Source organism: Pseudomonas sp. NFACC45 (assembly GCF_900113505.1).
Taxonomy (GTDB): Bacteria; Pseudomonadota; Gammaproteobacteria; order Pseudomonadales; family Pseudomonadaceae; genus Aquipseudomonas; species Aquipseudomonas tehranensis.
The window spans coordinates 156,642-180,909 of sequence record NZ_FOPO01000001.1; the positions used below are offsets into that span (position 1 = coordinate 156,642).

The 24,268-nt window shown below is 61.5% G+C and carries 21 protein-coding genes; 6 read left to right on the forward strand and 15 right to left on the reverse strand.

Annotated features, from left to right (window positions below; genetic code table 11):
• Positions 1 to 19 precede the first annotated feature (19 nt).
• The 11 genes from BM132_RS00700 to BM132_RS00750 all read right to left on the reverse strand — a co-directional run bounded on the left by BM132_RS00700 (position 20) and on the right by BM132_RS00750 (position 12,926).
• Complete coding sequence (locus tag BM132_RS00700) at positions 20 to 1,312, reverse strand: adenylosuccinate synthase (RefSeq protein ID WP_003186407.1); 1,293 nt, start codon at positions 1,310 to 1,312, stop codon at positions 20 to 22.
• A gap of 54 nt (positions 1,313 to 1,366) precedes the next feature.
• Positions 1,367 to 2,554 (reverse strand): ATP phosphoribosyltransferase regulatory subunit, encoded by a 1,188-nt coding sequence (locus BM132_RS00705; RefSeq protein WP_092395756.1) that lies wholly within the window; start codon positions 2,552 to 2,554, stop codon positions 1,367 to 1,369.
• 313 nt (positions 2,555 to 2,867) lie between these two features.
• Positions 2,868 to 3,737: a protease modulator HflC gene (gene hflC, locus BM132_RS00710; RefSeq protein ID WP_092395754.1), complete on the reverse strand. Its 870-nt coding sequence runs from the start codon at positions 3,735 to 3,737 to the stop codon at positions 2,868 to 2,870.
• On the reverse strand, positions 3,737 to 4,906 hold the full coding sequence (gene hflK / locus BM132_RS00715; protein WP_092395752.1) for an FtsH protease activity modulator HflK: 1,170 nt from the start codon (positions 4,904 to 4,906) through the stop codon (positions 3,737 to 3,739). Before hflK ends, hflC begins: the two co-directional genes overlap by 1 nt.
• An 85-nt stretch (positions 4,907 to 4,991) precedes the next feature.
• The gene (gene hflX, locus BM132_RS00720) at positions 4,992 to 6,293 is read right to left on the reverse strand and encodes a ribosome rescue GTPase HflX (protein WP_092395750.1); all 1,302 of its coding nucleotides are present in this window, start codon (positions 6,291 to 6,293) and stop codon (positions 4,992 to 4,994) included.
• 12 nt (positions 6,294 to 6,305) lie between these two features.
• Positions 6,306 to 6,566: an RNA chaperone Hfq gene (gene hfq / locus BM132_RS00725; protein WP_047227310.1), complete on the reverse strand. Its 261-nt coding sequence runs from the start codon at positions 6,564 to 6,566 to the stop codon at positions 6,306 to 6,308.
• Positions 6,567 to 6,657: 91 nt separating this feature from the next.
• The gene (gene miaA / locus BM132_RS00730) at positions 6,658 to 7,629 is read right to left on the reverse strand and encodes a tRNA (adenosine(37)-N6)-dimethylallyltransferase MiaA (protein WP_092452358.1); all 972 of its coding nucleotides are present in this window, start codon (positions 7,627 to 7,629) and stop codon (positions 6,658 to 6,660) included.
• Positions 7,629 to 9,542 carry a DNA mismatch repair endonuclease MutL gene (mutL, locus tag BM132_RS00735; protein WP_092452360.1) on the reverse strand — a complete coding sequence of 638 codons (1,914 nt, stop codon included), beginning with the start codon at positions 9,540 to 9,542 and terminating at the stop codon, positions 7,629 to 7,631. The genes miaA and mutL overlap by 1 nt, the downstream gene beginning before the upstream one ends.
• Positions 9,539 to 10,969, reverse strand: a complete 1,431-nt coding sequence (locus BM132_RS00740) for an N-acetylmuramoyl-L-alanine amidase (protein WP_092395744.1) — start codon at positions 10,967 to 10,969, stop codon at positions 9,539 to 9,541. Before BM132_RS00740 ends, mutL begins: the two co-directional genes overlap by 4 nt.
• Entirely contained in the window at positions 10,969 to 11,439 is a 471-nt protein-coding gene (gene tsaE, locus BM132_RS00745) for a tRNA (adenosine(37)-N6)-threonylcarbamoyltransferase complex ATPase subunit type 1 TsaE (RefSeq protein ID WP_047227306.1), read from the reverse strand. The genes BM132_RS00740 and tsaE overlap by 1 nt, the downstream gene beginning before the upstream one ends.
• Positions 11,427 to 12,926, reverse strand: a complete 1,500-nt coding sequence (locus BM132_RS00750) for an NAD(P)H-hydrate dehydratase (protein WP_092452363.1) — start codon at positions 12,924 to 12,926, stop codon at positions 11,427 to 11,429. Before BM132_RS00750 ends, tsaE begins: the two co-directional genes overlap by 13 nt.
• A 63-nt stretch (positions 12,927 to 12,989) precedes the next feature.
• Here BM132_RS00750 and queG point away from each other — a divergent pair, with 63 nt between their 5' ends.
• Positions 12,990 to 14,069, forward strand: a complete 1,080-nt coding sequence (gene queG, locus BM132_RS00755) for a tRNA epoxyqueuosine(34) reductase QueG (protein WP_092395740.1) — start codon at positions 12,990 to 12,992, stop codon at positions 14,067 to 14,069.
• Here queG and BM132_RS00760 read toward each other — a convergent pair.
• Together BM132_RS00760 and orn are read right to left on the reverse strand one after the other, a co-directional pair.
• Positions 14,051 to 14,665 carry a trimeric intracellular cation channel family protein gene (locus BM132_RS00760; protein WP_177193311.1) on the reverse strand — a complete coding sequence of 205 codons (615 nt, stop codon included), beginning with the start codon at positions 14,663 to 14,665 and terminating at the stop codon, positions 14,051 to 14,053. The two genes, queG and BM132_RS00760, sit on opposite strands and share 19 nt — an antisense overlap.
• Positions 14,666 to 14,901: 236 nt before the next feature.
• Positions 14,902 to 15,444 carry an oligoribonuclease gene (gene orn, locus BM132_RS00765; protein ID WP_092452366.1) on the reverse strand — a complete coding sequence of 181 codons (543 nt, stop codon included), beginning with the start codon at positions 15,442 to 15,444 and terminating at the stop codon, positions 14,902 to 14,904.
• A gap of 251 nt (positions 15,445 to 15,695) precedes the next feature.
• Between orn and rsgA the strand changes: the two genes are divergently transcribed.
• Entirely contained in the window at positions 15,696 to 16,727 is a 1,032-nt protein-coding gene (rsgA, locus tag BM132_RS00770) for a small ribosomal subunit biogenesis GTPase RsgA (RefSeq protein ID WP_092395734.1), read from the forward strand.
• 175 nt (positions 16,728 to 16,902) lie between these two features.
• On the opposite strand, the gene motB is transcribed toward rsgA, so the two are convergent.
• Together motB and motA are read right to left on the reverse strand one after the other, a co-directional pair.
• A complete protein-coding gene (motB, locus tag BM132_RS00775; protein WP_092452369.1) occupies positions 16,903 to 17,940 on the reverse strand; it encodes a flagellar motor protein MotB in 1,038 nt (345 codons plus the stop codon).
• Position 17,941: 1 nt separating this feature from the next.
• Positions 17,942 to 18,793, reverse strand: coding sequence for a flagellar motor stator protein MotA (gene motA, locus BM132_RS00780; protein WP_047227299.1), 852 nt, complete (start codon positions 18,791 to 18,793; stop codon positions 17,942 to 17,944).
• Positions 18,794 to 18,959: 166 nt separating this feature from the next.
• Between motA and BM132_RS00785 the strand changes: the two genes are divergently transcribed.
• The 4 genes from BM132_RS00785 to BM132_RS00800 all read left to right on the forward strand — a co-directional run bounded on the left by BM132_RS00785 (position 18,960) and on the right by BM132_RS00800 (position 24,188).
• A complete protein-coding gene (locus tag BM132_RS00785) occupies positions 18,960 to 20,498 on the forward strand; it encodes an HDOD domain-containing protein (RefSeq protein WP_092452371.1) in 1,539 nt (512 codons plus the stop codon).
• Between the two features lie 42 nt (positions 20,499 to 20,540).
• A complete protein-coding gene (gene rhdA, locus BM132_RS00790; RefSeq protein ID WP_092452374.1) occupies positions 20,541 to 21,356 on the forward strand; it encodes a thiosulfate sulfurtransferase in 816 nt (271 codons plus the stop codon).
• 19 nt (positions 21,357 to 21,375) lie between these two features.
• Positions 21,376 to 22,236, forward strand: a complete 861-nt coding sequence (gene asd / locus BM132_RS00795) for an archaetidylserine decarboxylase (protein ID WP_092452377.1) — start codon at positions 21,376 to 21,378, stop codon at positions 22,234 to 22,236.
• Positions 22,237 to 22,427: 191 nt separating this feature from the next.
• The gene (locus BM132_RS00800; RefSeq protein ID WP_092452380.1) at positions 22,428 to 24,188 is read left to right on the forward strand and encodes a molecular chaperone; all 1,761 of its coding nucleotides are present in this window, start codon (positions 22,428 to 22,430) and stop codon (positions 24,186 to 24,188) included.
• Positions 24,189 to 24,268: the final 80 nt, after the last annotated feature.

Here is a 24,268-nt window from a genome sequence, read left to right on the forward strand (position 1 = left end):
TTTTTACATCAACGACTTATCAGGCAAACGGGTGGCGCAGAACGATGGTTTCGTTGCGGTCCGGCCCCGTCGAAATAATGTCGATCGGCGCACCGACCAACTCTTCCACGCGCTTGATGTAGTTGCGGGCCGCCACTGGCAGCTCTTCCAGGGTCTTGGCGCCCACGGTCGACTCAGTCCAGCCTGGCATCTGCTCGTATACCGGCTCCAGGCCGATGTAGCTGTCAGCGTCAGTCGGTGCGTCGATGACCGCGCCGTCCTGATTCTTGTAGCCCACGCAGATGTTGATGGTTTCCAGGCCGTCCAGCACGTCCAGCTTGGTCAGGCACAGGCCCGAGATACTGTTGACGTCGATGGCGCGACGCAGGATGACGGCATCGAACCAGCCGCAACGACGGGCACGGCCAGTGGTGGCGCCGAACTCATGGCCGCGCTTGGCCAGGAACGCACCGACGTCATCGAACAGCTCGGTCGGGAACGGACCCGAACCCACGCGAGTGGTGTAGGCCTTGGTGATACCCAGGATGTAGTCCAGGTACATCGGTCCAAAACCCGAACCGGTGGCGATGCCGCCGGCAGTGGTGTTGGAACTGGTGACGTACGGATAGGTACCGTGGTCGATGTCCAGCAGCGAGCCTTGGGCGCCTTCGAACATGATGTCCTTGCCCGCGCGACGCAGCTCGTGCAGCTCGGCAGTGACGTCGAGCATCATCGGCTTGAGCAGCTCGGCGTACTCCATGCACTCATCCAGGGTTTTCTGGAAGTCGATGGCCGGCTCTTTGTAGTAATTGACCAGAACGAAGTTGTGGTAGTCCAGCAACTCGCCCAGCTTGGCGGCGAAGCGCTCACGGTGAAACAGGTCACCGATGCGCAGGCCGCGACGGGCCACCTTGTCTTCGTAGGCCGGACCGATGCCGCGACCGGTGGTGCCGATCTTCAGCTCGCCACGGGCCTTTTCGCGGGCCTGGTCCAGCGCAACATGATAGGACAGGATCAGCGGGCAGGACGGGCTGATACGCAGACGCTCGCGCACCGGTACGCCTTTCTCTTCCAGCTTGATGATTTCCCGCAACAAGGCGTCGGGGGCAACCACCACCCCGTTGCCGATCAGGCACTGCACGCCTTCGCGCAGCACGCCCGACGGAATCAGGTGCAGTACGGTTTTCTCACCGTCGATCACCAAGGTGTGACCTGCGTTGTGGCCACCCTGGTAGCGCACTACGGCGGCAGCATGTTCGGTCAGCAGATCAACGATCTTGCCTTTGCCCTCATCACCCCACTGGGTGCCCAGGACTACGACATTCTTACCCATAACACTTGTCCTCATTCGCGCAAACTTGGTGCCGGCCGCGGCCGGCAGGAAAACTCAAGAAGCCAGCGGCAATACTTGCCAAAGCCCGTTCTGCTGAATCAATTGCCGGTCGCAGTCCGCTTCACGGGCGGCGGCCAAAGGCTGCCCAGGCAAGGCCTGGACGACACGTTGACCCTCACTGCGCAACTGGCAGACCATCTGCCAGAGTGCTGCATCCGTACTGTCAGGCATCCAGATACCGCCAGACGGTAGCTCGACTTCAGCACGCCCCAGGGTCACCAGGGTTTTCAAATCGGTAGAGAAGCCGGTCGCCGGACGGGCACGACCGAAGTCGGCGCCAATATCATCGTATCGACCGCCCTGAGCGATGGACTGGCCAACTCCCGGCACGAACACCGCGAACACCACACCGGTGTGGTAGTGATAACCGCGCAGTTCACCCAGGTCGAAATACAGCGGCAGCTCGGGGAAACGCACCGACAGCCGCTCGGCAATCGCCAGCAAATCGTCCAGTGCCGCGAGCACAGGTGCCGGCGCATGGGCCAGCCGCTCGCGGGCAGCGGCCAGCACTTCGCGACCTCCGCAGAGGTCTACCAGCGCCCGCAACATGCCGGACAGATCGGCCGGCAGGCCTTCGGTCAGACTGATCACTTCATCGATGGCCTTGCGCTGCAAGGCATCGAACAACTGCTGCTCCACCTCGCCGGACAAACCGGCCGCACGCGCCAGGCCACGATAGATGCCGACGTGACCCAGGTCCATGTGGACATCCGGTACGTCGGCCAGTTGCAGCATGGCAAGCATCAGGCTGATGACTTCCACGTCGCTGCTGGGGCTGGCGTCGCCATACAACTCGGCACCCAACTGGATAGGGCTGCGCGAAGATGACAAGGCGCGCGGCTGGGCGTGCAGCACACTGCCGGCATAGCACAAACGGCTCGGACCTTCACGACGCAGGGTGTGGGCGTCGATACGGGCCACTTGCGGCGTGATGTCGGCACGAAAGCCCATCTGCCGACCCGACTGCGGGTCGATAACCTTGAAGGTGCGCAGATCCAGGTCCTGGCCCGCGCCGGTCAGCAGGGATTCCAGGTACTCGATATGCGGGGTAACGACGAATTCGTAACCCCAGCTCTGGAACAGATCCAACACCTGCCGACGCGCTACTTCAATACGCGCAGCTTCCGGTGGCAGTACTTCTTCGATGCCATCTGGCAGCAGCCAGCGGTCTACCGTTGCCATTACGCCATTCCCCTATGGTCCGGGTGGCCAGCCCTCGGGCAAGCCTTGAGTGAAGCAGAAAATGCCCGCCCCATGCGCAAACCCCGCGCATGAGCAACGTGACGAATGGCCTTTAATCGGCCTCGCCAAGCACTTTCCTCGAAAAACCTGTCGAGTCGTTCAACCCGACGCCTGCACCAAAAACCGCAATCGAACGTGCAGACGCAAAAAAGCCGGGAATTTCCCGGCTGCCGCATCATACACACGTTTTCCCAAAGGATCACCCCGCCCGACGCTTTAGCCGCCGGGCGGAGTGCTTCAGGTCAACGTCGCATCAAGGCTTGGATTTTTCCAGGTAGCGGAAAAAGTCACTGCTTGGGTCCAGGACCATGACGTCGGATTTGTTCGCAAAGCTTTCACGATAAGCGCGCAGGCTACGGTAGAACCCGTAGAACTCCTGATCCTGACCGTAGGCCTTGGAGTAGATCGCAGCGGCCTGGGCATCACCATCACCACGGACCTCTTCCGACTCACGATAGGCTTCAGCCAGCAGTACGCGACGCTGGCGATCAGCGTCAGCACGGATGCCTTCGGCCAGCTCGTTACCCTTGGCGCGGTGCTCGCGGGCTTCACGCTCGCGCTCGGTGCTCATCCGCTCGAACACACTGCGATTGACTTCCTTCGGCAGATCGATGGCCTTGACCCGGACATCGACGACTTCGATACCCAGCTCTTTTTCTGCCATCGTATTCAGCGAACGGGTGATGTCAGCCATGAGCGCATCACGCTCACCGGACACGACTTCATGCAGCGTACGCTTACCGAACTGGTCACGCAGACCCGATTCCAGGCGACGAGACAGACGCTCGTCGGCGATCTGCTTGAGGCCTGATGTCGCGGTGTAGAAGCGCTCGGCATCTTTCACGCGCCACTTGGCATAGGCGTCCACCATCACGGCTTTCTTTTCCAGCGTCAGGAAACGCTGCGTCGGTGCATCCAGCGTCATCAGGCGGCCATCGAACTTGCGCACCTTGTTGACGTACGGCACTTTCACATGCAGCCCTGGCTGGACATCAGCCTGGACCACGCGACCGAATTGCAGCAACACCGCGCGCTCGGTCTGAGCCACGATGTAGAAGCAGTTCCAGGCAGCGATCGCCACGACGACACCGACAATAAGGGCGATCAGCGATTTATTGCTCATCAGCGACTCTCCCTGGTACGTGCTTGCTGTTGCTGCAGTTCCACCGCACGGGCATTGCCTTCATTGCTGACGGCTGCCGCGCCGGTCGACGGCGTACTGGTGCTGCGACCGCTCTCGACCATCTTGTCCAGCGGCAAGTACAGCAGATTGCTCTGGCCGTTCTTGTTGCCGGTCACGAGGACCTTGCTGGTGTTGCTGAAGACTTCCTGCATGGTGTCCAGATACAGACGCTCGCGGGTGACTTCAGGCGCCTTGCGATACTCGGCCACCAGTTTGGTAAAGCGGTCCGCCTCACCCTTGGCGCGGGAGACCACTTCGTCGCGGTAGCCGTTGGCGTCTTCAATGATGCGCTGGGCCTGACCACGGGCTTCCGGCACGACACCGTTGGCATAGGTCTCGGCCTGGTTGCGCGAACGCTGCTCGTCTTCACGGGCACGGATCACGTCATCGAAGGCTTCCTGGACTTCACGCGGTGCCGCTGCGCTCTGAACGTTGACCTGGGTAACGGTGATACCGGTGCGATAGGTATCGAGGAACCTTTGCAGGCGCTCCTTGATTTCGCTGGCCATCAACTCACGACCTTCAGTCAGCACCTGGTCCATGGCGGTAGAGCCCACCACATGACGCAAGGCACTTTCAGTGGCGTGCTGCAGGCTGATTTCCGGCTGGTCGACGTTCAGTACGAAGTCTTGCAGATTGGAGATCTTGTATTGCACGGTCAGCGGCACTTCGACGATGTTCTCGTCTTCGGTCAGCATCTGGCCCTGCTTGGTGTAGGCACGCTCACGCGTGACGTTCTCCATGAACTTCTTGTCGATTGGCGGGAAATAGATGTTCAGACCCGGACCGACAGTCTCGTAGTACTTGCCGAAGCGCAGCACCACGGCCTGCTCCTGCTCGTCCACGACATAAACCGCGCTGTACAGCCAGACAGCCGCGAGCACGACGAGACCAATGCCGAGCAGGCCATAACCGCCACCCTTGCCCGAACGGCCACCACCATCGTCACCGCGTTTCTTACCACCACCGAACAAACCGTTCAGGCTTTCCTGCAGCTTTCGGAAGGCCTCGTCGAGATCCGGCGGCCCCTTGCGGTCGCCGTTGTTACGACGTTTTCCACCCCAGGGATCCTGATTATTCGAGTTGCCACCCGGCTCATTCCAAGCCATAGCGCTCTCCATCTGATAAAGCAAAGACGCACCCACGGCGCGCCGACCAATGCTACAGAATGCCTGACACAGCTTTCTCAGGCTTTTATTGCAAAGTGTGTTGCTCGATGAATTCCATCGGCTGCAGCCCTTCGCGACTGACCAGTCGATTGAGCTCCGTCCGAGGCAGGCGAACCGCCAGCAGGCAGATGCCTTCTTCGTCGTGTTCTTCTTTCTGCACCGCTCCGAGCTCAAAGAACTGGGCCCGCAGCCGGGCGAAACGTTGCGGCAACTTCAGCGTGCCAACAAACAGGTCGTTGCCCAGCAGCTCCGCCACGGCCTGCTTGAGCAGGTCGAGGCCGGAGCCGTCGCGGGCCGATAACCAGACCCGCTGCGGCTTGCCATCGGCATCGCGCTGGATCTGCGGCTCCACGCCTTCGAGCAAATCGAGTTTGTTGTATACCTCGAGGATCGGCAAGTCCTGGGCTCCGATCTCGCCCAGCACCACCATGACCTGCTCGATCTGCAGCATCCGGTCCGGCTCGGCGGCATCGATCACGTGCAGCAGCAGGTCGGAGTTGCTCGACTCTTCGAGCGTAGCCCGGAAAGCCTCGACCAGCTTATGCGGCAGGTGCCGAATGAAGCCCACGGTATCGGCCAGTACGATCGGCCCGAGGTCGTCCAAGTCGAGCCGGCGCAGGGTCGGATCGAGCGTGGCGAACAGCTGGTCGGCGGCGTAGACATCGGACTGGGTCACGTTATTGAACAGCGTCGATTTGCCGGCGTTGGTATAACCCACCAATGAAACCGTCGGGATATCAGCACGCTTGCGGCCACGCCGGGATTGCTCGCGCTGGCTGCGGACCTTTTCCAGACGCCCCTTGATCTGGCGCAGGCGAACCCGCAGCAGGCGCCGGTCGGTTTCCAGCTGGGTCTCACCCGGACCGCGCAGACCGATACCACCCTTCTGCCGCTCAAGGTGGGTCCAGCCACGAACCAGTCGCGTACTCATGTGCTCAAGCTGGGCCAGTTCGACCTGGAGCTTGCCTTCATGGGTACGGGCGCGCTGGGCGAAGATATCGAGAATCAACCCCGTCCGGTCGATCACGCGGCACTCGAACACACGCTCGAGGTTACGCTCCTGACTGGGCGTGAGGATGTGATTGAAAATCACCAGGTCGACCTGCTCGGTTTTGACCAGGTCGCGCAATTCCTCGACCTTGCCGCTACCTATCAGGTATTTGGCGGTTGGCCGATGACGCGGCACGTTAAAAAACGCGACGGTCTCGGCGCCGGCCGAAAGTGCCAATTCCTGAAACTCCTGCGGATCTTCGCGCGCCTCAGGGTCTTGTCCATCCAAGTGAACGAGAATGGCCCGCTCACCCCCACCGTGGCGCTCAAAGAACAAAGGAGACTCCTATCAAGCGTTACCCGGTTCAGCGTCACCGGCTTCGGATTCGGTTGCGCTAGGCAGACGAATCGCACGCACAGGCACGACTGTCGAGATCGCGTGCTTGTAGACCATCTGGCTGACGGTGTTTTTCAAAAGGATGACGAACTGGTCGAAAGACTCGATATGGCCTTGCAGTTTGATCCCGTTGACCAGATAGATGGACACCCCAACTTTCTCTTTACGTAAAGTGTTCAAGTAAGGGTCTTGTAGCGAATGCCCTTTTGACATGTGCCGCACTCCTTTAAGGATCAATAATTAAAATCGGAATCAGATGGCTTGGGCCGTCACACCCCCAAGGATAGACGGCAATTGCAAGGACTCAGCTCAATATGGAGATGGTCCCAAGGTATTTCAAGGCGCGCGGCAGATTGTCGCAATCAAGACTGTCAAGCCAATGCAAGTCAGTCCAGCTCCGCAGCCAGGTGAACTGGCGTTTCGCCAATTGGCGCGTGGCAATGATTCCACGCTCCTGCATCTCGGCTGACGTCAGCTTGCCGTCCAGATAGTCCCAGACCTGTCGATAACCCACCGCACGTATAGACGGCAACCCGGCATGCAGGTCACTTCGCTCACGCAGGGCTACGACCTCGTCTATGAATCCCTGTTCCAACATTAATGTGAATCTTTGTTCAATTCGCCGATGCAGCACTTGCCGGTTCGCCGGAGCGATGGCCAGATTGGCGACAGTATAGGGCAATTGTTGCATTCCCGAAGCGGCTGCTTCAGTACTTTGCGCAGATTGTCGCTGTCGCAGGGCCGTCATGCTCTGCCCGCTGACCCGATAGACCTCCAGCGCCCGGCTGAGCCGTTGCGGGTCGTTGGGGTGAATGCGGGCCGCCGACTCCGGGTCGATGACCGCCAGTTGCTCATGCAGGGCTTGCCAGCCAAGGCGTGCAGCCTCTTCTTCGATCTGCGCGCGCACGTTGGGGTCGGCGGCCGGCATGTCCGCCAGCCCCTCGACCAGAGCCTTGTAGTACAGCATCGTGCCGCCCACCAGCAGCGGAATCTTGCCTCTGGCGGTGATTTCGGCCATGGCCTGAAGGGCATCGCGACGAAAATCCGCTGCCGAGTAAGCTTCGGCCGGATCCAGGATGTCGATCAGTCGGTGCGGGAACTCGGCCAGCAGCTCTTTTGACGGCTTGGCCGTGCCGATGTCCATACCCCGGTAGACCAAGGCCGAATCGACGCTGATCAGCTCGCAGGGCAGCGCTTTGGTCAACTCAATGGCCAGATCGGTCTTGCCGGCAGCGGTCGGCCCCATCAGAAAGATCGCAGGTGGTAACGGGCTCATCAGCGACCGCGCAGGAACAGTTTGTCCAGGTCGTCCAGGCCCAGTTGGGTCCAGGTCGGCCGGCCATGGTTGCATTGACCGCTGCGCTCGGTGTTTTCCATATCCCGCAGCAGGCCATTCATTTCCGGCAAGGCCAGACGCCGGTTGGCGCGAATTGCGCCGTGACAGGCCATGGTGCCGAGCAGTTCGTTCAGGTGCGCCTGGATCCGGTCGCTGGTGCCGTACTCCATCAGGTCCGCCAGCACGTCGCTGACCAGTCGGTTGGCTTCGGCCTGTTTCAACAACGCCGGGATCTGCCGGATCGCCAGGGTTTCCGGGCCCAGGCGCTGCAGCTCAAAGCCCAGGCGCTGGAACCAGCTCACATGCTCCTCGGCGCAGTCAGCCTCACGCTGACTGACCGCCAGGGATTCAGGCACCAATAGCGGTTGTCCGCTAAGGCCTTCGCTGGCCATGGCGATCTTCAGCCGTTCGTACATAATCCGCTCGTGGGCGGCATGCATGTCCACCAGGACCAGGCCTTGGGCATTTTCCGCGAGGATATAGATGCCTTTGAGCTGCGCCAGGGCATAACCCAGTGGCGGAATATCACCCTGGCCGTCCGGCAACGCCGCCGCACCGGTCTCAGGCAGGGGTTTGAAAAACTCGCGATAAGCCGCCTGCGCCTCGGCTGCCGGCACGTTCGATTGCGGGCGTGGCGTGTATTGATACTGATAGCCGCTGCCGGAGCCAGTCCCCGCCGCGTTGTAGCTCGGCTGGGGCTGGGGTTGTTCCAACAGTGCATTGGCCGCCAGACGCATTTCGCCCTGGGGACCGAACTCGCCGGCCTCCAGCCCCGTCGGCCGAACCATGCCAGCCACCGCTGCCGGGGCCGCCAGTTGATCCTCCGGACGCACGTCGCCCAGGGCGCGGTGCAAGGTGCCGTAAAGGAAGTCGTGCACCATACGCCCGTCACGGAAGCGTACTTCATGCTTGGTCGGGTGCACGTTGACGTCCACCACCGCGGGATCGACTTCGAAAAAAAGCACGAAAGTCGGATGCCGACCGTTGAACAACACGTCGCGATAGGCCTGGCGCACCGCGTGGGCGACCAGCTTGTCGCGCACCGCCCGCCCGTTCACGTAAAAGTACTGCAAGTCCGCCTGACTGCGAGAAAAAGTCGGCAGCCCGACCCAACCCCACAGGTGCAGGCCATTGCGCTCCACTTCGATGGGCAACGCCTGTTCCAGGAAACCCGCACCGCAGACAGCGCCGACGCGGCGAGCCCGGGCCGCATCATCATGGGCCTCGTGCAGGCTGAGGATGGTCTTGCCGTTGTGGCGCAAATGGAACGCCACGTCAAAACGCGCCAGGGCCAGGCGCTTGATGACTTCCTGCAAATGATCGAATTCGGTCTTCTCGGCCTTGAGAAACTTGCGCCGGGCCGGGGTATTGAAGAACAGGTCGCGCACTTCCACCGAGGTGCCCACCGGATGGGCCGCAGGCTGGACGCGGGAGGCCATGTCCCGGCCCTCGGTCTCGACTTGCCAGGCCTGGTCAGCTTCACGGGTACGCGAGGTGAGCGTCAGGCGCGACACCGAACTGATGGAGGCCAGTGCCTCGCCACGGAACCCCAGGCTCATGACCCGCTCAAGGTCTTCCAGGTCGCGGATCTTGCTGGTGGCGTGGCGCGCCAGGGCCAGCGGCAGGTCGTCGGCCGGAATGCCGCCCCCGTCATCGCGCACCCGCAATAGCTTGACACCACCCTGCTCGACATCCACGTCGATGCGTTTGGCCCCGGAGTCGAGGCTGTTCTCCAGCAACTCCTTGATGACCGACGCCGGACGCTCGACCACCTCACCGGCGGCGATCTGGTTCGCCAGCCGGGGGCTGAGCAGTTCGATGCGGGCATTGCTGCCGGCCAGTTCATCGCTCATTGCTTGACCACCACTTCATTGCCGGGAATGGTCAGGGTCTGGCCGATCTTGAGCTCGTCGCTCTTAAGGTTGTTGGCGCTGCGCAAGGAAGCGGGCGACACCTGATAGCGCACCGCGATCATTGCCAGGGTTTCGCCAGGATTGACCCGATGGTCTCGCGGCCCCTGGGCGATCTTGCCCGAGTCTCGCAGCCAGGCGATGTAGGTGCCCGGCGGCGGGTTCTGCTGGAAGAACTGCCTCACACCGCTGCTGATGGAACGGGCCAGGGCCTGCTGGTGACTGGAGGAGGTCAGCTTCGAGGCTTCGTTGGCGTTGGAGATGAAGCCGGTTTCCACCAGGATCGACGGGATGTCCGGCGATTTGAGCACCATGAACCCCGCCTGTTCGACACGTCGCTTGTGCAACGGCGTGACACGCCCAATGTTGCTCAAGACTTTTTGACCGACGTTCAGGCTGGACGTCAGCGAGGCGGTCATCGACAAATCGAGCAGCACGCCGGCGAGCATGCGGTCCTTGTCATCGAGACTGACGTTGCCGGCACCGCCAATCAGGTCGGAACGGTTTTCGCTGTCAGCCAGCCAACGGGCGGTCTCGGAGGTAGCCCCCCGGTCGGACAGGGCAAACACCGAGGCCCCGAACGCGGCTTTTGAAGGGGCGGCGTCGGCATGGATCGAGACAAACAGGTCTGCACCCTTCTTGCGAGCGATTTCGGTACGGCCACGCAAGGGGATGAAATAGTCTCCGGTACGGGTCAGTTCCGCGCGAAAGCCCTTCATACCATTGACCTGGCGCTGCAACTCACGGGCGATGGACAACACCACGTCCTTTTCACGCTGTCCTCGCGAGCCAGAGGCACCAGGGTCCTCACCACCGTGACCGGCATCGATCACAACGATGATATCGCGCTTGCCGGATGGCGCCGGCGGTAGCTTGAGAGCAGGCTCAGTGGGCGTGACCGGTACCGCCGGCACTGTGGCGACTTTGGTCGGCGGCGCAGGCGGCGGCGCTGCATCGCCCGGGTTGTCGAACAAGTCCACCACCAGTCGGTTGCCGTATTGGGCGTTGGGCGCCAGGGTGAAACTTTTCGGGGTCACCGCCTTTTTCAGATCGACGACGACCCGCAGATCAGTCGGGGTGCGCTGGGCCGAGCGAATGGCCGTGATCGGCGTGTTGGCGGTGGCGGCAGTCAGCGGCGCCCCCAGGGATGCGCCATTGATGTCGATCACCAGGCGATCCGGAGCGGTCAGGGTGAATACGCTGTGCTGCACCGGTCCCGTCAGGTCGAACACCAGCCGTGTGTTGTCCGGCGCTCGCCACAGACGAACGCTGCTGACCTTTGTCTCAGCCATAGCATCGACGGCCAATGCCGTAAGCAACAGTCCTACGACAGTAACCACCGCGCGAAAGCGCATACCAAACCCCATCATCAATTAGTTTCCAATGCCAAAGCGGCACACCACGACTCGCCACGCGAGCCTTGCGGCGTCAGTATCAACGAACGCCCACCGTTCTGCGCGCCAATGGTAATGGTCAGGTCAGGCTTTGGCAAAAAGCCTGCACCCTTCTGGGGCCATTCGATCAGACACAAGGCGTCATCTTCGAAATAATCGCGGATACCGAGGAATTCCAACTCTTCAGGGTCCACCAGTCGGTACAGGTCAAAATGGAAGGCACGAATGTCGCCGATTTCGTAGGGTTCAACCAACGTGAACGTAGGGCTTTTCACTGCGCCGACGTGTCCCAGGCCACGAATAATGCCGCGGGACAAGGTGGTTTTTCCCGCGCCGAGGTCGCCCTCCAGAAAAATAAGACCATGGCCTGCCGTGGTACGCGCAATGCGCGCGCCCAATTGCGTCATGGCTTGTTCGTCCGCCACGTACAGGGTTACTTCAGACACGGTGAATGCTCCTCCAACAACTGACGAATGGCCGGGATCAGATCGGTCGCCGCCAACCCCCGGCCCGACTGACCGGCTTGCGCACCGGCATTGGCATGCAACCACACCGCCAGGCAGGCGGCGTCGAAGCCATCCATGCCCTGGGCGAGCAATGCGCCAACCACCCCTGCCAGCACATCGCCGAGGCCCGCCGTGGCCATGGCCGGATGGCCCTGACTGCAAACCGACAGGCGACCGTCCGCACTGGCAATCAGGCTGCCAGCGCCTTTGAGAATCACTGTGGCCGCGTATTTTTTGCTTAATGCGTGGGCCGCCGCCGGACGATCGGCCTGCACCTGAGCCGTGGAGATACCCAGAAGCCGCGCCGCCTCGCCCGGATGAGGGGTGATCACACAGTGCTCGGGCAAACTGACCGCGCCACTGCTCAGCAGGTTCAGCGCATCGGCATCCCACACCTGAGGCAGCGATGCGTTGGCCGCTACCGACAACAAGCTACGTCCCCACGCGGCCTGACCGAGGCCCGGCCCCACCACCAACACACTGGCCTGCTCAAGCAACCCCATCAATTGGTTGGCTGAGTGGGTGCCCTGCACCATGACTTCGGGTAAACGTGTCAGCGCCGCAGACACATGCTCGTTGCGAGTGGCCATGGATACCATCCCCGCGCCGCAACGCAGGGCACTCTCGGCGCTCATCTGGATGGCCCCGCCAAAACCTCGATCGCCGCCGATCAACAGAACATGACCGAACTTGCCTTTGTGGGATGCGCGCGCGCGCGGCGCCAGGCCAGGCAGATTATCGGGCTGCAGAAGCCGCGCCGTGGCCGGCGCCGCCTCGACGATGTCGGGATCGGCGTGCAGATCATTGAATATCAGTTCACCGACCCGATCCGCCGCATCGCCAGTGAACAGACCCAGCTTCAGACCAATGAAGGTTACGGTCAGGTCGGCCACCACTGCTGTCCCCAGCACCCGTCCCGTATCGGCACACAGCCCCGAAGGGATATCCACCGCGGCCACTGGCAGGCCACTGACGTTGATGGTGTCGATTGCCCGGACGTAGGGCTCGCGGACTTCGCCACTCAATCCCGTGCCGAGCAAGGCGTCGAGCAGCACACCGCGCAAGTCGGATTCGTCCGACCATGGCTCAACCGGCACACCCACCGCCACCGCCTCGGCGTGGGCATTGGCGGCATCCCCCAGCAAACGCCGGGGCTCACCCACCGTCAGCACCCGCACAGACCACCCGGCGCGTCGGGCCAGGGTCGCCACCAGATAGCCGTCGCCGGCGTTGTTGCCATGACCGGCCAGCACCGTCAGCTCGCCGGCGTCTGGCCAGTGCCGGACAATGGCGCGCCAGGTGGCGCGGGCGGCACGCTGCATCAATTCGAAGCCAGTGGTGCCTGCCGCGATCAGTTGTGCGTCGAGGTCGCGGACCTGCGCGGCACTGTACAGCGCGTCGGGAAAATCATCTTTAGTGTGCGGCATGCGTCTTCGGGCTCCGATGTCTGGCAGAATTATACGCATCTCAGCTCCGGTTTCTCTCGCCTCATGCCCGTCATCCCCACAGACCTCCCCGCCCTCGCCCAATCCATCAAGGACTGGGGTCGCGAGCTGGGTTTCCAGCAGGTCGGCATCAGCGGCCTGGACCTGGCCAAGCACGAGCAACATCTACAGCGCTGGCTCGACGCGGGCTATCACGGCGAGATGGATTACATGGCGGCCCACGGCAGCAAACGCTCGCACCCCGAGGAGCTGGTGCCAGGTACATTGCGCGTGGTTTCCCTGCGCATGGACTACCTGGCGGGCGACACACAAATGGCGCAGATGCTCGGCCAACCGGAAAAGGCCTACGTCTCGCGTTATGCATTGGGCCGCGATTACCACAAATTGATCCGTAAACGCGTGCAGCAACTGGCAGAAAAAATTCAGGCGGTCATTGGTCCCTTCGGTTATCGCGCCTTCGTTGACAGCGCACCGGTGCTGGAAAAAGCCATCGCCGAGCAGGCTGGGCTGGGCTGGATCGGTAAAAATACCCTGGTACTGAACCGCAAGGCCGGCAGCTATTTCTTCCTGAGCGAGCTGTTCGTCGACCTGCCGCTGCCGGTTGACCCGCCCCACGCCAGCGAACACTGCGGAAAATGCACCGCATGCCTGGACATCTGTCCTACGAATGCCTTCGTCGGCCCCTACGTCCTGGATGCCCGACGCTGCATTTCCTACCTCACCATCGAACTCAAAAGCGCCATCCCCGAGGAACTGCGGCCGTTGATTGGTAATCGGGTGTTCGGTTGCGATGACTGTCAGATCGTCTGCCCGTGGAACCGCTTCGCCCGACCGTCTGGAGAAAGCGACTTCAAACCGCGACACAACCTGGACAACGCCGGGTTGGCCGAACTGTTCATGTGGGACGAGGAAAAATTCCTCAGCAGTACCGAGGGCTCGCCCCTGCGCCGCGCCGGGTACGAACGCTGGTTGCGCAACCTGGCGGTGGGGCTGGGGAATGCACCTTCAACCATCCCGGTCATGCAAGCGCTTGAAGCGCGGCGCGATTACCCATCGGAACTGGTGCGCGAGCATGTGGAGTGGGCGTTGCGCCAACACGCCGAGCGTCAGACCTCGTCGTTGTAGACGAACTTCGGCATTTCCCAGTGAAAGCGGATCGCCAGGAGCCGCAGCAGGAAACCGCCGAACAAGGTGATGAGGATCGCCTGTTCACTCGGCAACTGCAGATAGACGCAGAGCATGTAGCACCACGCTGCGGCAAACGAGACGCTGGCATACAGCTCGCGACGGAAGATCAGCGGGATATCGTTGCAAAAAATGTCCCGCAGGATGCCACCGAAAACGCCGGTAATCACGCCACTGACCGAAGCCACCAACATGCCATGGCCCATTTCCAGGGCGGTCATGCAGCCGATCAGGGTGAACGCCACCAGGCCTACGGCGTCGAGCACCAGGAACAGCGAGCGCAGATGACGCATCCAGCGCGCCAGGAACACCGTCAGCATCGCCGCCGCGGTGGTCAGCACCAAGTATTCCGGGTGCTTGACCCAGGTGAGCGGGTAATGACCGAGCAGCACATCGCGCACCGAGCCGCCACCCAACGCGGTGACACAGGCGATCAGCACCACACCAAACCAGTCCATGCCACGACGCCCGGCAGACAAGGCGCCGGTCATGGCTTCGGCGGTGATGGCGATCAGATAAAGCATCAGCAACATGATGGCGGTCCTTGCAGGAAGGCGCGCAGTCTAGCCAGTTTGGGCAGGCACCAAAAGAGGGCAGCCCCTGACATGCCCACCACAGTACCTGTGGCGAGGGGATTTATCCCCGCTGGCTGCGTCAGCAGCCCAAAACGGCTACTCAGGTGCCAAACCGATCAAGTGTTGGCTTTTTAGAGGGCTGCTGCGCAGCCCAACGGGGATAAATCCCCTCGCCACAAGAGCGCAGTGCGCTTCAATCAGAACTTGATGAAATGCTTGCGGTAATGCTGCAGCTCGGCGATGGACTCGCGGATGTCGTCCAGGGCCAGGTGGCTGCCGCCCTTCTGGAAGCTGTCACGCACCTCAGGTGCCCAGCGGGCGGCCAGTTCCTTGAGGGTGGAGACGTCCAGGTTGCGGTAGTGAAAGTAGCTTTCCAGGGATTTCATGTGGGTATAGAGAAAGCGACGATCCTGGCAGATGCTGTTGCCACAGATCGGTGACTTGCCCTTGGGCACCCACTGCTCGAGAAAGGCGATGGTTTGGGCTTCGGCTTCAGCCATGCTGATTTTGCTCTCGCGCACCCGTTGGGTCAGGCCTGAGCCGCCATGCTGGCGAGTGTTCCATTCGTCCATACCGGCCAGGATCTGGTCGCTGTGATGGATCGCGATCACAGGGCCTTCGGCCAGGGTGTTGAGATCACTGTCGGTGACGATGGTGGCCATTTCGATGATGACGTCGGTGTCCGGGTTCAGACCGGTCATTTCCAGGTCGATCCAGATCAGGTTCTGCGGGTTCTGCATGGGGGAGCTCCTCGGCGTAGCTGCGCAGTTTAGCTTAGGCTTTGAACGAAAAGTGCTTGCGCGACGATCATGCTGCGTTGAAAACAGGCTCGGCATGCTCATTGACAACCAGTCAACTCCGCTCCCTCGCCTGTTATGGCCTTGCCTGATCGCCGCTCGGCGACTTTTCGTTCAAACCCGAGGCAGGGCCTCGAGCGTGCTAAACTCGCGGCCGTTTTACCTAATCGCTGCATTCTTCATACGGAACACCCATGGCCAAACGCCAACTCAATCGTCGTCAAAACTGGCGCATCGAAAAAATCCAGGGCGAGCGCGCCGCCCGCGCCGCCAAACGCGAATCCAGCGCGGTACAAGCGCTGGAGGGCGGCGATCTGGGCCCTGAACAGACCGGTCTGGTGATCGCCCACTTCGGTGTACAGGTCGAGGTCGAGGCCCGTGAAGGCGAATTGGCCGGCCAGGTATTCCGCTGCCACCTGCGAGCCAACCTGCCCGCTCTGGTGACCGGCGACCAGGTGGTCTGGCGCGCCGGCAACCAAGGCATCGGTGTGATCGTGGCTCAGCTGCCCCGCCACACCGAACTGTGTCGTCCGGACAGCCGAGGCCAGCTCAAGCCGGTGGCGGCCAACGTCGACATGATCGTCATCGTCTTCGCCCCGCTGCCTGAGCCCCACGCCAACCTGATCGACCGCTATTTGGTAGCGGCTGAACACGCCGGCATCCGCCCATTGTTGCTGCTCAACAAGTTCGACCTGATCGATGAACACAACGCCCCGGCGCTGAACGCATTGCTCTCGGTCTATCGGCAATTGGGCTACCCGGTGCTGGAAGTTTCGGCTCACCACGGCGATGGCATGGAGAAATTGCAGGAACAACTGGACGGACGCATCAGCGTGTTTGTCGGCCAGTCCGGCGTCGGCAAGTCGTCGCTGGTCAACAGCCTGCTGCCGGAAGTCGAGACGCGCGTCGGGCCGTTGTCCGAGCTGTCCGGCCAGGGCACTCACACCACCACCACTGCGCGGTTGTTCCACTTCCCCGGCGGCGGTGAGTTGATCGACTCGCCGGGCATCCGCGAGTTTGGCCTGGGCCACGTCAGCCGAGCCGATGTGGAAGCGGGGTTCATCGAGTTCAACGACCTGATCGGCACCTGCCGTTTCCGCGACTGCAAGCACGACCGCGAACCCGGTTGCGCCCTGCTCAAGGCGCTGGAAGACGGTCGTGTGCAACAGCAACGGATGAACAGCTATCGCTCGATCATCGCCAGCTTGCCGGAAAGCAGTTACTGACCTGAAAGAAAGGTAAGCCAGACACAATTGTGGCGAGGGAGCTTGCTCCCGCTGGGCTGCGAAGCAGCCCCAAAAGCTGTCAGATGCGGAGCATCAGACACACCGCACCCGCCGGTTTACGACTGCTTCGCAGCCGAGCGGGAGCAAGCTCCCTCGCCACAAAAGCAAGCAGGCCTCACTGCGCAGGCGGCTCGGCCGGTTTCGGCACCAGATCATCGAACAGATTCAGACGCTCGCGCACCTCATGGGCGGGAACAGGCTGCTGGTCCGCCGGCAATGCGTTCGGATCCTCCGGCGCGCCAGGCGTGACCGGCACTTCACCCGGCGCACCGGCGCCCTGGGCCGGGTCTGGCGCCGGGTCATCGGTTTGCGAACCTTCGATGGCTTTCTGAGCCTTCTTGGTCAACACCACGATATCGATCCGCCGGTTGACCGGGTTGAACGGGTCTTTGCGGTCGAACAGCGCCGAGGAGGCATAACCGACCACCCGCGCCACCTGCTCATCCGGATAACTGCCAGCCACCAGGGCCCGACGGGCCGCGTTGGCGCGATTGGCGGAGAGCTCCCAGTTACCGAAATCGCCTTTGCCAATGAAGGGCTTGGCATCGGTATGACCACTGATGCTGATCTTGTTCGGCACCGCTTTGATGGTGTCGGCCATGGCCAGCAGAATATCTTCGAAATAAGGCTTCAGGCGCGCGCTGCCGGAGTCGAACATCGGACGGTTTTCGGCGTCCATGATCTGGATGCGCAAGCCGTTCGGCGTGATTTCGAACAGGATCTGGTCCTTGAACTTCTGCAGTTGAGGGTTCTCTTCGACTTTGTTCTGCAACTCTTGCAGCAACAACTCCAGACGCTCGCGCTCGACCTCCTCGGCCATGCCTTCGGCGTCATTGGCGTCTACCGTCGCCTTGTCGGGCTGAGGCTGGGATTCGACTTCAGGGTTGAGGGTGTTTTCCGGCGCCAGGACCGGCGAGCCGCCCAAGTCGATGATGTAAGGCGTGCCGCTTTCGGAAAAACCCACCGGGTCCTTGAAGTAACCGGCGATGGCGATTTTCTGCTCTGGAGTCGCGGTGGACAGCAGCCACAGCACCAGAAAGAACGCCATCATCGCCGTCGCGAAGTCGGCGAAGGCGATTTTCCAGGCGCCCCCGTGATGCCCGCCGGCTATGCGCTTGACGCGCTTGATAATGATCGGCTGGTTGTTTTCCATCTTAGCGACCGCGAACCGCTTGTTCTAACTCGGCGAAGCTTGGACGGTGCGCCGGGTACAGGACCTTGCGACCGAACTCCACAGCCAGCGATGGCGGCATGCCCGAGGCCGAGGCCACGAGCGAAGCCTTGATGGCTTCGTAGACATTGAGTTCTTCCTTGGCGTCGTGGGCCAGGGAATGGGCCAACGGGCCAAAGAAGCCATAGGCGGCGAGAATACCGAAGAAGGTACCTACCAGTGCCGCACCTACGTGCAGGCCGATAGATGCCTGGTCGCCTTCGCCCAGGGAGGCCATGGTCACCACGATGCCCAATACCGCCGCGACGATGCCGAAACCCGGCATGCCGTCGGCGATGCCGTTGACCGCGTGAGACGGGTGCTCCAGGTCTTCCTTGAGGCTGTACAGCTCCATGTCGAACAGGCCTTCGAGCTCATGGGGAGCCATGTTGCCGGACGACATGATGCGCAGGTAATCACAGACGAACGCCGTCATGCGCTCATCCTTGAGCACCGTGGGGTACTTGGCGAAGATCGGGCTGGACGCTGCGTCTTCGATATCCCCTTCGATCGCCATCATGCCTTCGCGGCGGCTCTTGTTGAGGATCTCGTAGATCAGCCCCAGCACCTCAAGGTAGAAAGTGTGGCTGAAACGCGAGCCGAACATGCTCAAAGACTTCTTGAGCACGTGCATCGTCATGTAGCCAGGGTTGGCCTGCAGGAATGCGCCAAGGGCCGCGCCGCCGATGATCAGGACCTCAAAGGGCTGGACCAGGGCGGCAATCTTGCCATGGGAGAGCACGTATCCGCCCAGAACGCTCGCGAACACGACAATGATGCCGATAATTTTAGCCATAGATAGAAAGTACTTATTTAAGTCGGGTTCAAGGTCATATTCGGAAGCTGAAAAATCTCTTCTTCTACTTATCGGCAAAACTGCGCCAGACTATAGCCAGTTCAGGCGAAAAGCCAATTTGCCCCGTTCCGGGCGTAGATACTCCCTATGATGATCGCGTCCAGCCATGGCTAACGAAACGAAGGTTCCAACTCCACGACCGACCACGCTCGAAGGCTGGGTAAAGCTGCTCGAGGGCGTCCATCTGCCAGTTCCCCAGGCCAGTCATGACCTGGTCTGCAAAGCCATTGGCGACAGCCGCCGTTCACTGCGTGACATTGCCGAGCTGATCCAGGACAGCCCCGCCCTGGCGCTGAGCGTCATCCGTGAAGCCAACCATCACACCCATGGCAACTTTGCCGAACCGGCAGAAAATCTCGAAGTGGCCATCAACCGCCTCGGCCTCAAGCGCACCGAAGAATTGCTCGCCCGCCTGCCGTCCTTGCCGGAGCAGCAAATACCCATCGCCCTGCGTCAACTGCAATTGATCAGCCAGCACGCCACGCAACAAGCCAACGGTTTTTTTGCCAGCCGCCTGGCGCGGTTGTGGCAAGACATCCACTGGGGCAGCCTGTTGTTTCTGTCACCACTCTGGCCGCTGGCCCTGACTCATCCAGGATTGCTGAAAGAGTGGGAACTGCGGGTTGTGCATAAAGGCCAATCAGCGAGCAAGGTGGAACGCGAGCTGTTCGGCGTCGGCCTGCTGAAAATCTGCCTGGCGCTGGTGGAGACCTGGCGCCTGCCGGTCTGGGTGGCGCAGGGCTACCGCCTGCTGCTCAACGAACGCCGCGAGCTGGTGAAAGTGCTACGCATCGCCCGGGATAGCGAACACCCGCTGCGCCAGCAAAATCGCCTGGACGATGACCCGACCCTGCGGCGCTGGCTCAATCAGCCAGCCAACACGGTGCTACTGGCCAATGGCTTGGCCCTTTCAGCACAACAGGCGTGGGACGGCCCTCACAGTACCCGCTGGCAATATCTCACGAGTTTGTATCTGCAGATGTCCATGGATGACGTCCAGCAGCAATTGCACCAGCAAGCCGTCAACAGCGCCCGCCATAACACCATGCCGGACCTCTGGCATCCGGCCGTGGCGCTGATCTGGCCGCGGGGCAGCCGGCGCGTCCACCCGGGGCTGCTGCCCCCCGCCCCGCCCAGCGCCGAAGACCTGACCCAATGGCGCAAACAATGCGCCGAACTGCTGATGGAGCCGAGCCCGTTCAGCAACGCCATGCACCTGACCACCTCGGCACGGGACGCCTTGGTGGCATGCGGCATGCAGCGGGTGATGATTCTGATGGCCGACCGCAGCCAGACCAGCCTGCGCGTGCATCAGATCGCCGGCCTGCCCAAAGAAGCGGCGGCCATGAGTTTTTCCATCAGCCAAAGCAAAGTGTTGCAACGGTTGCAGGCCCAACAAGCCCAGGTTCGCCTGAACCCGGACAACAACGCTCAGTTTTCGGCGTTGCTGCCGCCGGGCCTGCGCAGCCTGTTTCGCGGCGAACACCTGCTGTTGCGTTCACTGACCTGCAACGGCCGGGTGATCATGCTGGTGGCGGTGGACCAGGGCGGCGGGCCCTTCTCGGACGTGACGGTGCAGGCCTTCGGTAAAACCGTGCAGTGTATCGAACGCGCCTTGCACAGCTTTACCAACCGCGGTCGCTGATCTTGATACAATCTTTTCCCTTTGCGCCCCTGGAGACATCACATGCCTGACTTCTCTGGCTTGCCGCTGGTAATCGAGCCGAGCGATTTGCTGTCGCGCCTCGACGCCCGCGAACTGATTCTGGTGGACCTGACCAGTGCCGCCCGCTACAGCACCGGGCACATCCCTGGCGCACGCTTCGTCGACCCCAAGCGCACCCAACTCGGCCAGCCCCCGGCGCCAGGTCTGCTGCCAGCAAAAGCCGACCTCGAGGCGCTGTTCGGCGAACTGGGGCACAACCCGAATGCGGTCTACGTCGTTTATGACGATGAAGGCGGTGGCTGGGCCGGGCGCTTCATCTGGCTGCTGGATGTCATCGGCCATTCGAACTACCACTACCTCGACGGTGGCTTGCTGGCGTGGCTGGACGAAGGCCTGCCGATGTCCACTGAAGTGCCGCCGCCCGCCACAGACCCGGTGAGCCTGACCCTGCACGATGAACCCACCGCCACCCGCGAATACCTGCAAAGCCGCCTCGGTGCCGCTGACCTGGCGATCTGGGACGCACGCGGCCCGCTGGAATATTCCGGCGAGAAAGTCGTCGCAGCCAGAGGCGGACATATTCCCGGCGCGATCAACTTCGAATGGACCGCCGGCATGGATCAGGCACGCAACCTGCGCATCCGCAGCGACATGCCGCAAATCCTCGAACAGCTGGGCATCACGCCTGATAAAGAAATCATCACCCATTGCCAGACCCACCACCGCTCTGGCTTCACCTATCTGGTGGCCAAGGCGCTCGGTTATCCGCGTGTCAAAGGCTATGCCGGCTCCTGGGGCGAATGGGGCAACCACCCTGATACGCCCATCGAGCTCTGAAGGTTCTTAAGGACAGTTAATGAAAAACCGCTTGTTCATCCTCAGCCAATACCTGCTACCCCACCACTTGCTGTCTCGGCTGGCCGGCTGCATTGCCGAATGCCGCGTGCGCTGGTTCAAGAATGCCTTCACCCAATGGTTCGCCAAACGTTATCAGGTGGACATGTCCCAGGCGCTGGTGGAAGACCTCACGGCCTACGAGCACTTCAATGCGTTCTTCACCCGAGCGCTGAAAGAAGGCGCCCGCCCGCTGGACCCAACACCGGGGGCGATCCTCAGCCCCGCCGACGGTGCCGTCAGCCAACTCGGCCCCATCGAGCACGGCCGGGTATTCCAGGCCAAGGGCCACAGCTTCAGCGTGCTGGAACTGCTGGGCGGCGATGCAGCCAACGCAGCGCCGTTCATGGGCGGCGATTTCGCCACCATCTACCTGTCGCCCAAGGACTATCACCGCGTGCACATGCCACTGGCCGGCACCCTGCGGGAAATGGTCTACATCCCGGGACGGATTTTCTCGGTGAACCAGACCACTGCCGAAAACGTTCCGGAGCTGTTCGCCCGTAACGAGCGCGTGGCGTGCATTTTCGACACCGAGCGCGGGCCGATGGCCGTGGTGCTGGTGGGCGCGATGATCGTTGCGTCCATCGAAACCGTCTGGGCCGGCCTGGTGACGCCACCTAAGCGTGAGCTGAAAACCTTCCGTTACGACGAAGCCGCCCGGGCGCCGATCCACCTGGAGAAAGGCGCCGAGCTGGGCCGCTTCAAACTGGGATCGACCGCCATCGTGCTGTTCGGGCCGGACCAGGTGAAATGGGCCGAAGAGCTGGTGGCCGGCTCGCCAGTGCAGATGGGCCAGGGGTTGGCGCTGCCAAAAGCCTGAGTCATTGCTCACTGTGGGAGCGAGCCTGCTCGCGATGGCGTTTTTTCAGTCACTTTGATATCGACTGACCTGACGTATCGCGAGCAGGCTCGCTCCCACATGCTATCTAACATTGATCGGACACTTCTTTCGACAACAACTGCTAGAGTTGGGAACATCCCTTTCATTTCCCGCCGGAGCCCATCCACGGCATGAATGAGACCAGCCCTCTCCAGCTTTCGCGCGTTTTGACACCGACACAGTCGCGCCTGTCGTTCTGCGACGCCACGCCGCGCGACCTCAAACGCTGGATCGCCAACCTCCCCAAGGCCAATATCGGCGAAACCGCACGCCTGTTGTATCAGGCCATCGGCGAACTCAACCAACTGCTCACCCCCAGCGATAATCGCCTGCAGCTGCTCGAATTGTTGCGGCCCGAGGTGTATTACGTCTGCAAACACCTGGAGCGGCATTTTTTGCAACAGGCCATCGTTCTGGATGAGCGCTCGCGCAAGATCGTCAATCTGTGCCAGGCCCTGCAAACCCAATTGGCCATGGGTTACAAACAGATCGTCGCACGCATCTCGCCGAAATACTCCAAGGACCGCGCCCGGCTGCTGAGCACCGCACTGCAACGCGCGATGCATGCCCTGGACGGCACGCTGCTGCGTATCAGCCAGTTGTATAGCCCCGTACCCGAAGGGCTGTGGCTCGATTTGCATCAGTTGTACCGAATCGCCTGCCACCATCGGCTGCAACACCTCAGCGTCAGCGATGAACTGGCCAGCCAGGTGCATCAGTTGAATGTCGAGCAAACCTACGTGGTCGCCCTGCTGCTGGGCACCTCACGCAGCAATCAACTGCGCCAGGGCCAGATTGCGCGACTCGTCGAGGTGCTCGAATCCTGGAGTCAGAAGGTCACGCTGGACCCGGCCGTCACCGCCACGAGCCTGTTCGCCGTTGCACCGCAACTGGATATCGGGCCGAGATATCGCTCCAAGTTCAGGGCCGAGCAACAGCCCAGCCTGCTGGGTTTCGATCCGCAGCCGCTGGTGCGTGCCATTGCCACTCATCTGGAACAACCCGACGATCACACCTTGTCCGTGCCTGGCGCAATGAACGCCGACACCTTGCATCACCTGCAAGCGGCCTGGGGCGAAGCGGTCGAACGTAGCTTCCAGCGCACAGAGGGCAACGGCACGCTGACGCTCTGCGTGGGCATGAGCGCTTTGCACTACTACCTCGGCGGCGAGCGCTCTTTCAGCGAAATCCTGAAGGATTCTGCAACGCGCAAGGCCCGGTTCGAGGCCACACCGACCAAGACCAACGACACCTGGAGCCAGGCTTTCGACGCAGCTGCGGCCGGTGACAGTGATCTGTTGCCTTATGAAGAAATCGAGTATCCGGTCAATCCGGCCGATGACGACGGCGCCAGCTCCGACAACCAGCACCACTTCGCGACCTACGACCTGCCCATCATCAACCACAGCCCTGGCGGTTATTGCCTCGGCTGGCCGAAGGAGGTGCCTGAGCAACTGCAGGCCGGGGAAATGGTCGGCATTCGCGACACTAACGATCAAGCCTGGAGCATCGCCGTGGTGCGCTGGATCAGGCAGGTGCGCAATGGCGCCATGCAAATGGGCATCGAGCTGGTCGCCCCCCATGCACAGCCTTGCGGGCTGCAACTGGTACGGGAAAAGGGTGAGCATGGTCACTACCTGCGAGGGTTGTTGCTGCCCGAGATCAGCGCCATTGACCTGCCACCCACCATGATCGCGCCCCGCCTGCCTTTCCAGGAAGGCCAGCAAGTGCTGATCAACACCAACGGCCAGGAACGCCGCGCCAGCCTGGACCGACGGGTGACCAGCACGCACAGCTTCAACCAGTTTGCTTATCGACAGGAGGATTCAGGGACCAGCACAGATGGCCACGACAATGAAGGGGATTTTGATTCGTTGTGGAAGTCGCTGTAGGAGCTGCCGAGCGAAGCGAGGCTGCGATCTTTCCAAGACCCATTGAGCCTCCAGCGAAAGATCAAGATCAAGATCAAGAG

Coding starts and splice junctions, on each gene's coding strand:
- orn (WP_092452366.1), bottom strand. CDS start 15,444: ATGCAGAACCCGCAGAACCTGATCTGGATCGACCTGGAAATGACCGGT.
- mutL (WP_092452360.1), bottom strand. CDS start 9,542: ATGAGCGATGAACTGGCCGGCAGCAATGCCCGCATCGAACTGCTCAGC.
- BM132_RS00785 (WP_092452371.1), top strand. CDS start 18,960: ATGGCTAACGAAACGAAGGTTCCAACTCCACGACCGACCACGCTCGAA.
- miaA (WP_092452358.1), bottom strand. CDS start 7,629: ATGAGCCCGTTACCACCTGCGATCTTTCTGATGGGGCCGACCGCTGCC.
- motA (WP_047227299.1), bottom strand. CDS start 18,793: ATGGCTAAAATTATCGGCATCATTGTCGTGTTCGCGAGCGTTCTGGGC.
- hfq (WP_047227310.1), bottom strand. CDS start 6,566: ATGTCAAAAGGGCATTCGCTACAAGACCCTTACTTGAACACTTTACGT.
- rhdA (WP_092452374.1), top strand. CDS start 20,541: ATGCCTGACTTCTCTGGCTTGCCGCTGGTAATCGAGCCGAGCGATTTG.
- BM132_RS00750 (WP_092452363.1), bottom strand. CDS start 12,926: ATGCCGCACACTAAAGATGATTTTCCCGACGCGCTGTACAGTGCCGCG.
- BM132_RS00700 (WP_003186407.1), bottom strand. CDS start 1,312: ATGGGTAAGAATGTCGTAGTCCTGGGCACCCAGTGGGGTGATGAGGGC.
- asd (WP_092452377.1), top strand. CDS start 21,376: ATGAAAAACCGCTTGTTCATCCTCAGCCAATACCTGCTACCCCACCAC.
- BM132_RS00800 (WP_092452380.1), top strand. CDS start 22,428: ATGAATGAGACCAGCCCTCTCCAGCTTTCGCGCGTTTTGACACCGACA.
- hflK (WP_092395752.1), bottom strand. CDS start 4,906: ATGGCTTGGAATGAGCCGGGTGGCAACTCGAATAATCAGGATCCCTGG.
- queG (WP_092395740.1), top strand. CDS start 12,990: ATGCCCGTCATCCCCACAGACCTCCCCGCCCTCGCCCAATCCATCAAG.
- hflC (WP_092395754.1), bottom strand. CDS start 3,737: ATGAGCAATAAATCGCTGATCGCCCTTATTGTCGGTGTCGTCGTGGCG.
- rsgA (WP_092395734.1), top strand. CDS start 15,696: ATGGCCAAACGCCAACTCAATCGTCGTCAAAACTGGCGCATCGAAAAA.
- BM132_RS00740 (WP_092395744.1), bottom strand. CDS start 10,969: ATGATGGGGTTTGGTATGCGCTTTCGCGCGGTGGTTACTGTCGTAGGA.
- BM132_RS00705 (WP_092395756.1), bottom strand. CDS start 2,554: ATGGCAACGGTAGACCGCTGGCTGCTGCCAGATGGCATCGAAGAAGTA.
- motB (WP_092452369.1), bottom strand. CDS start 17,940: ATGGAAAACAACCAGCCGATCATTATCAAGCGCGTCAAGCGCATAGCC.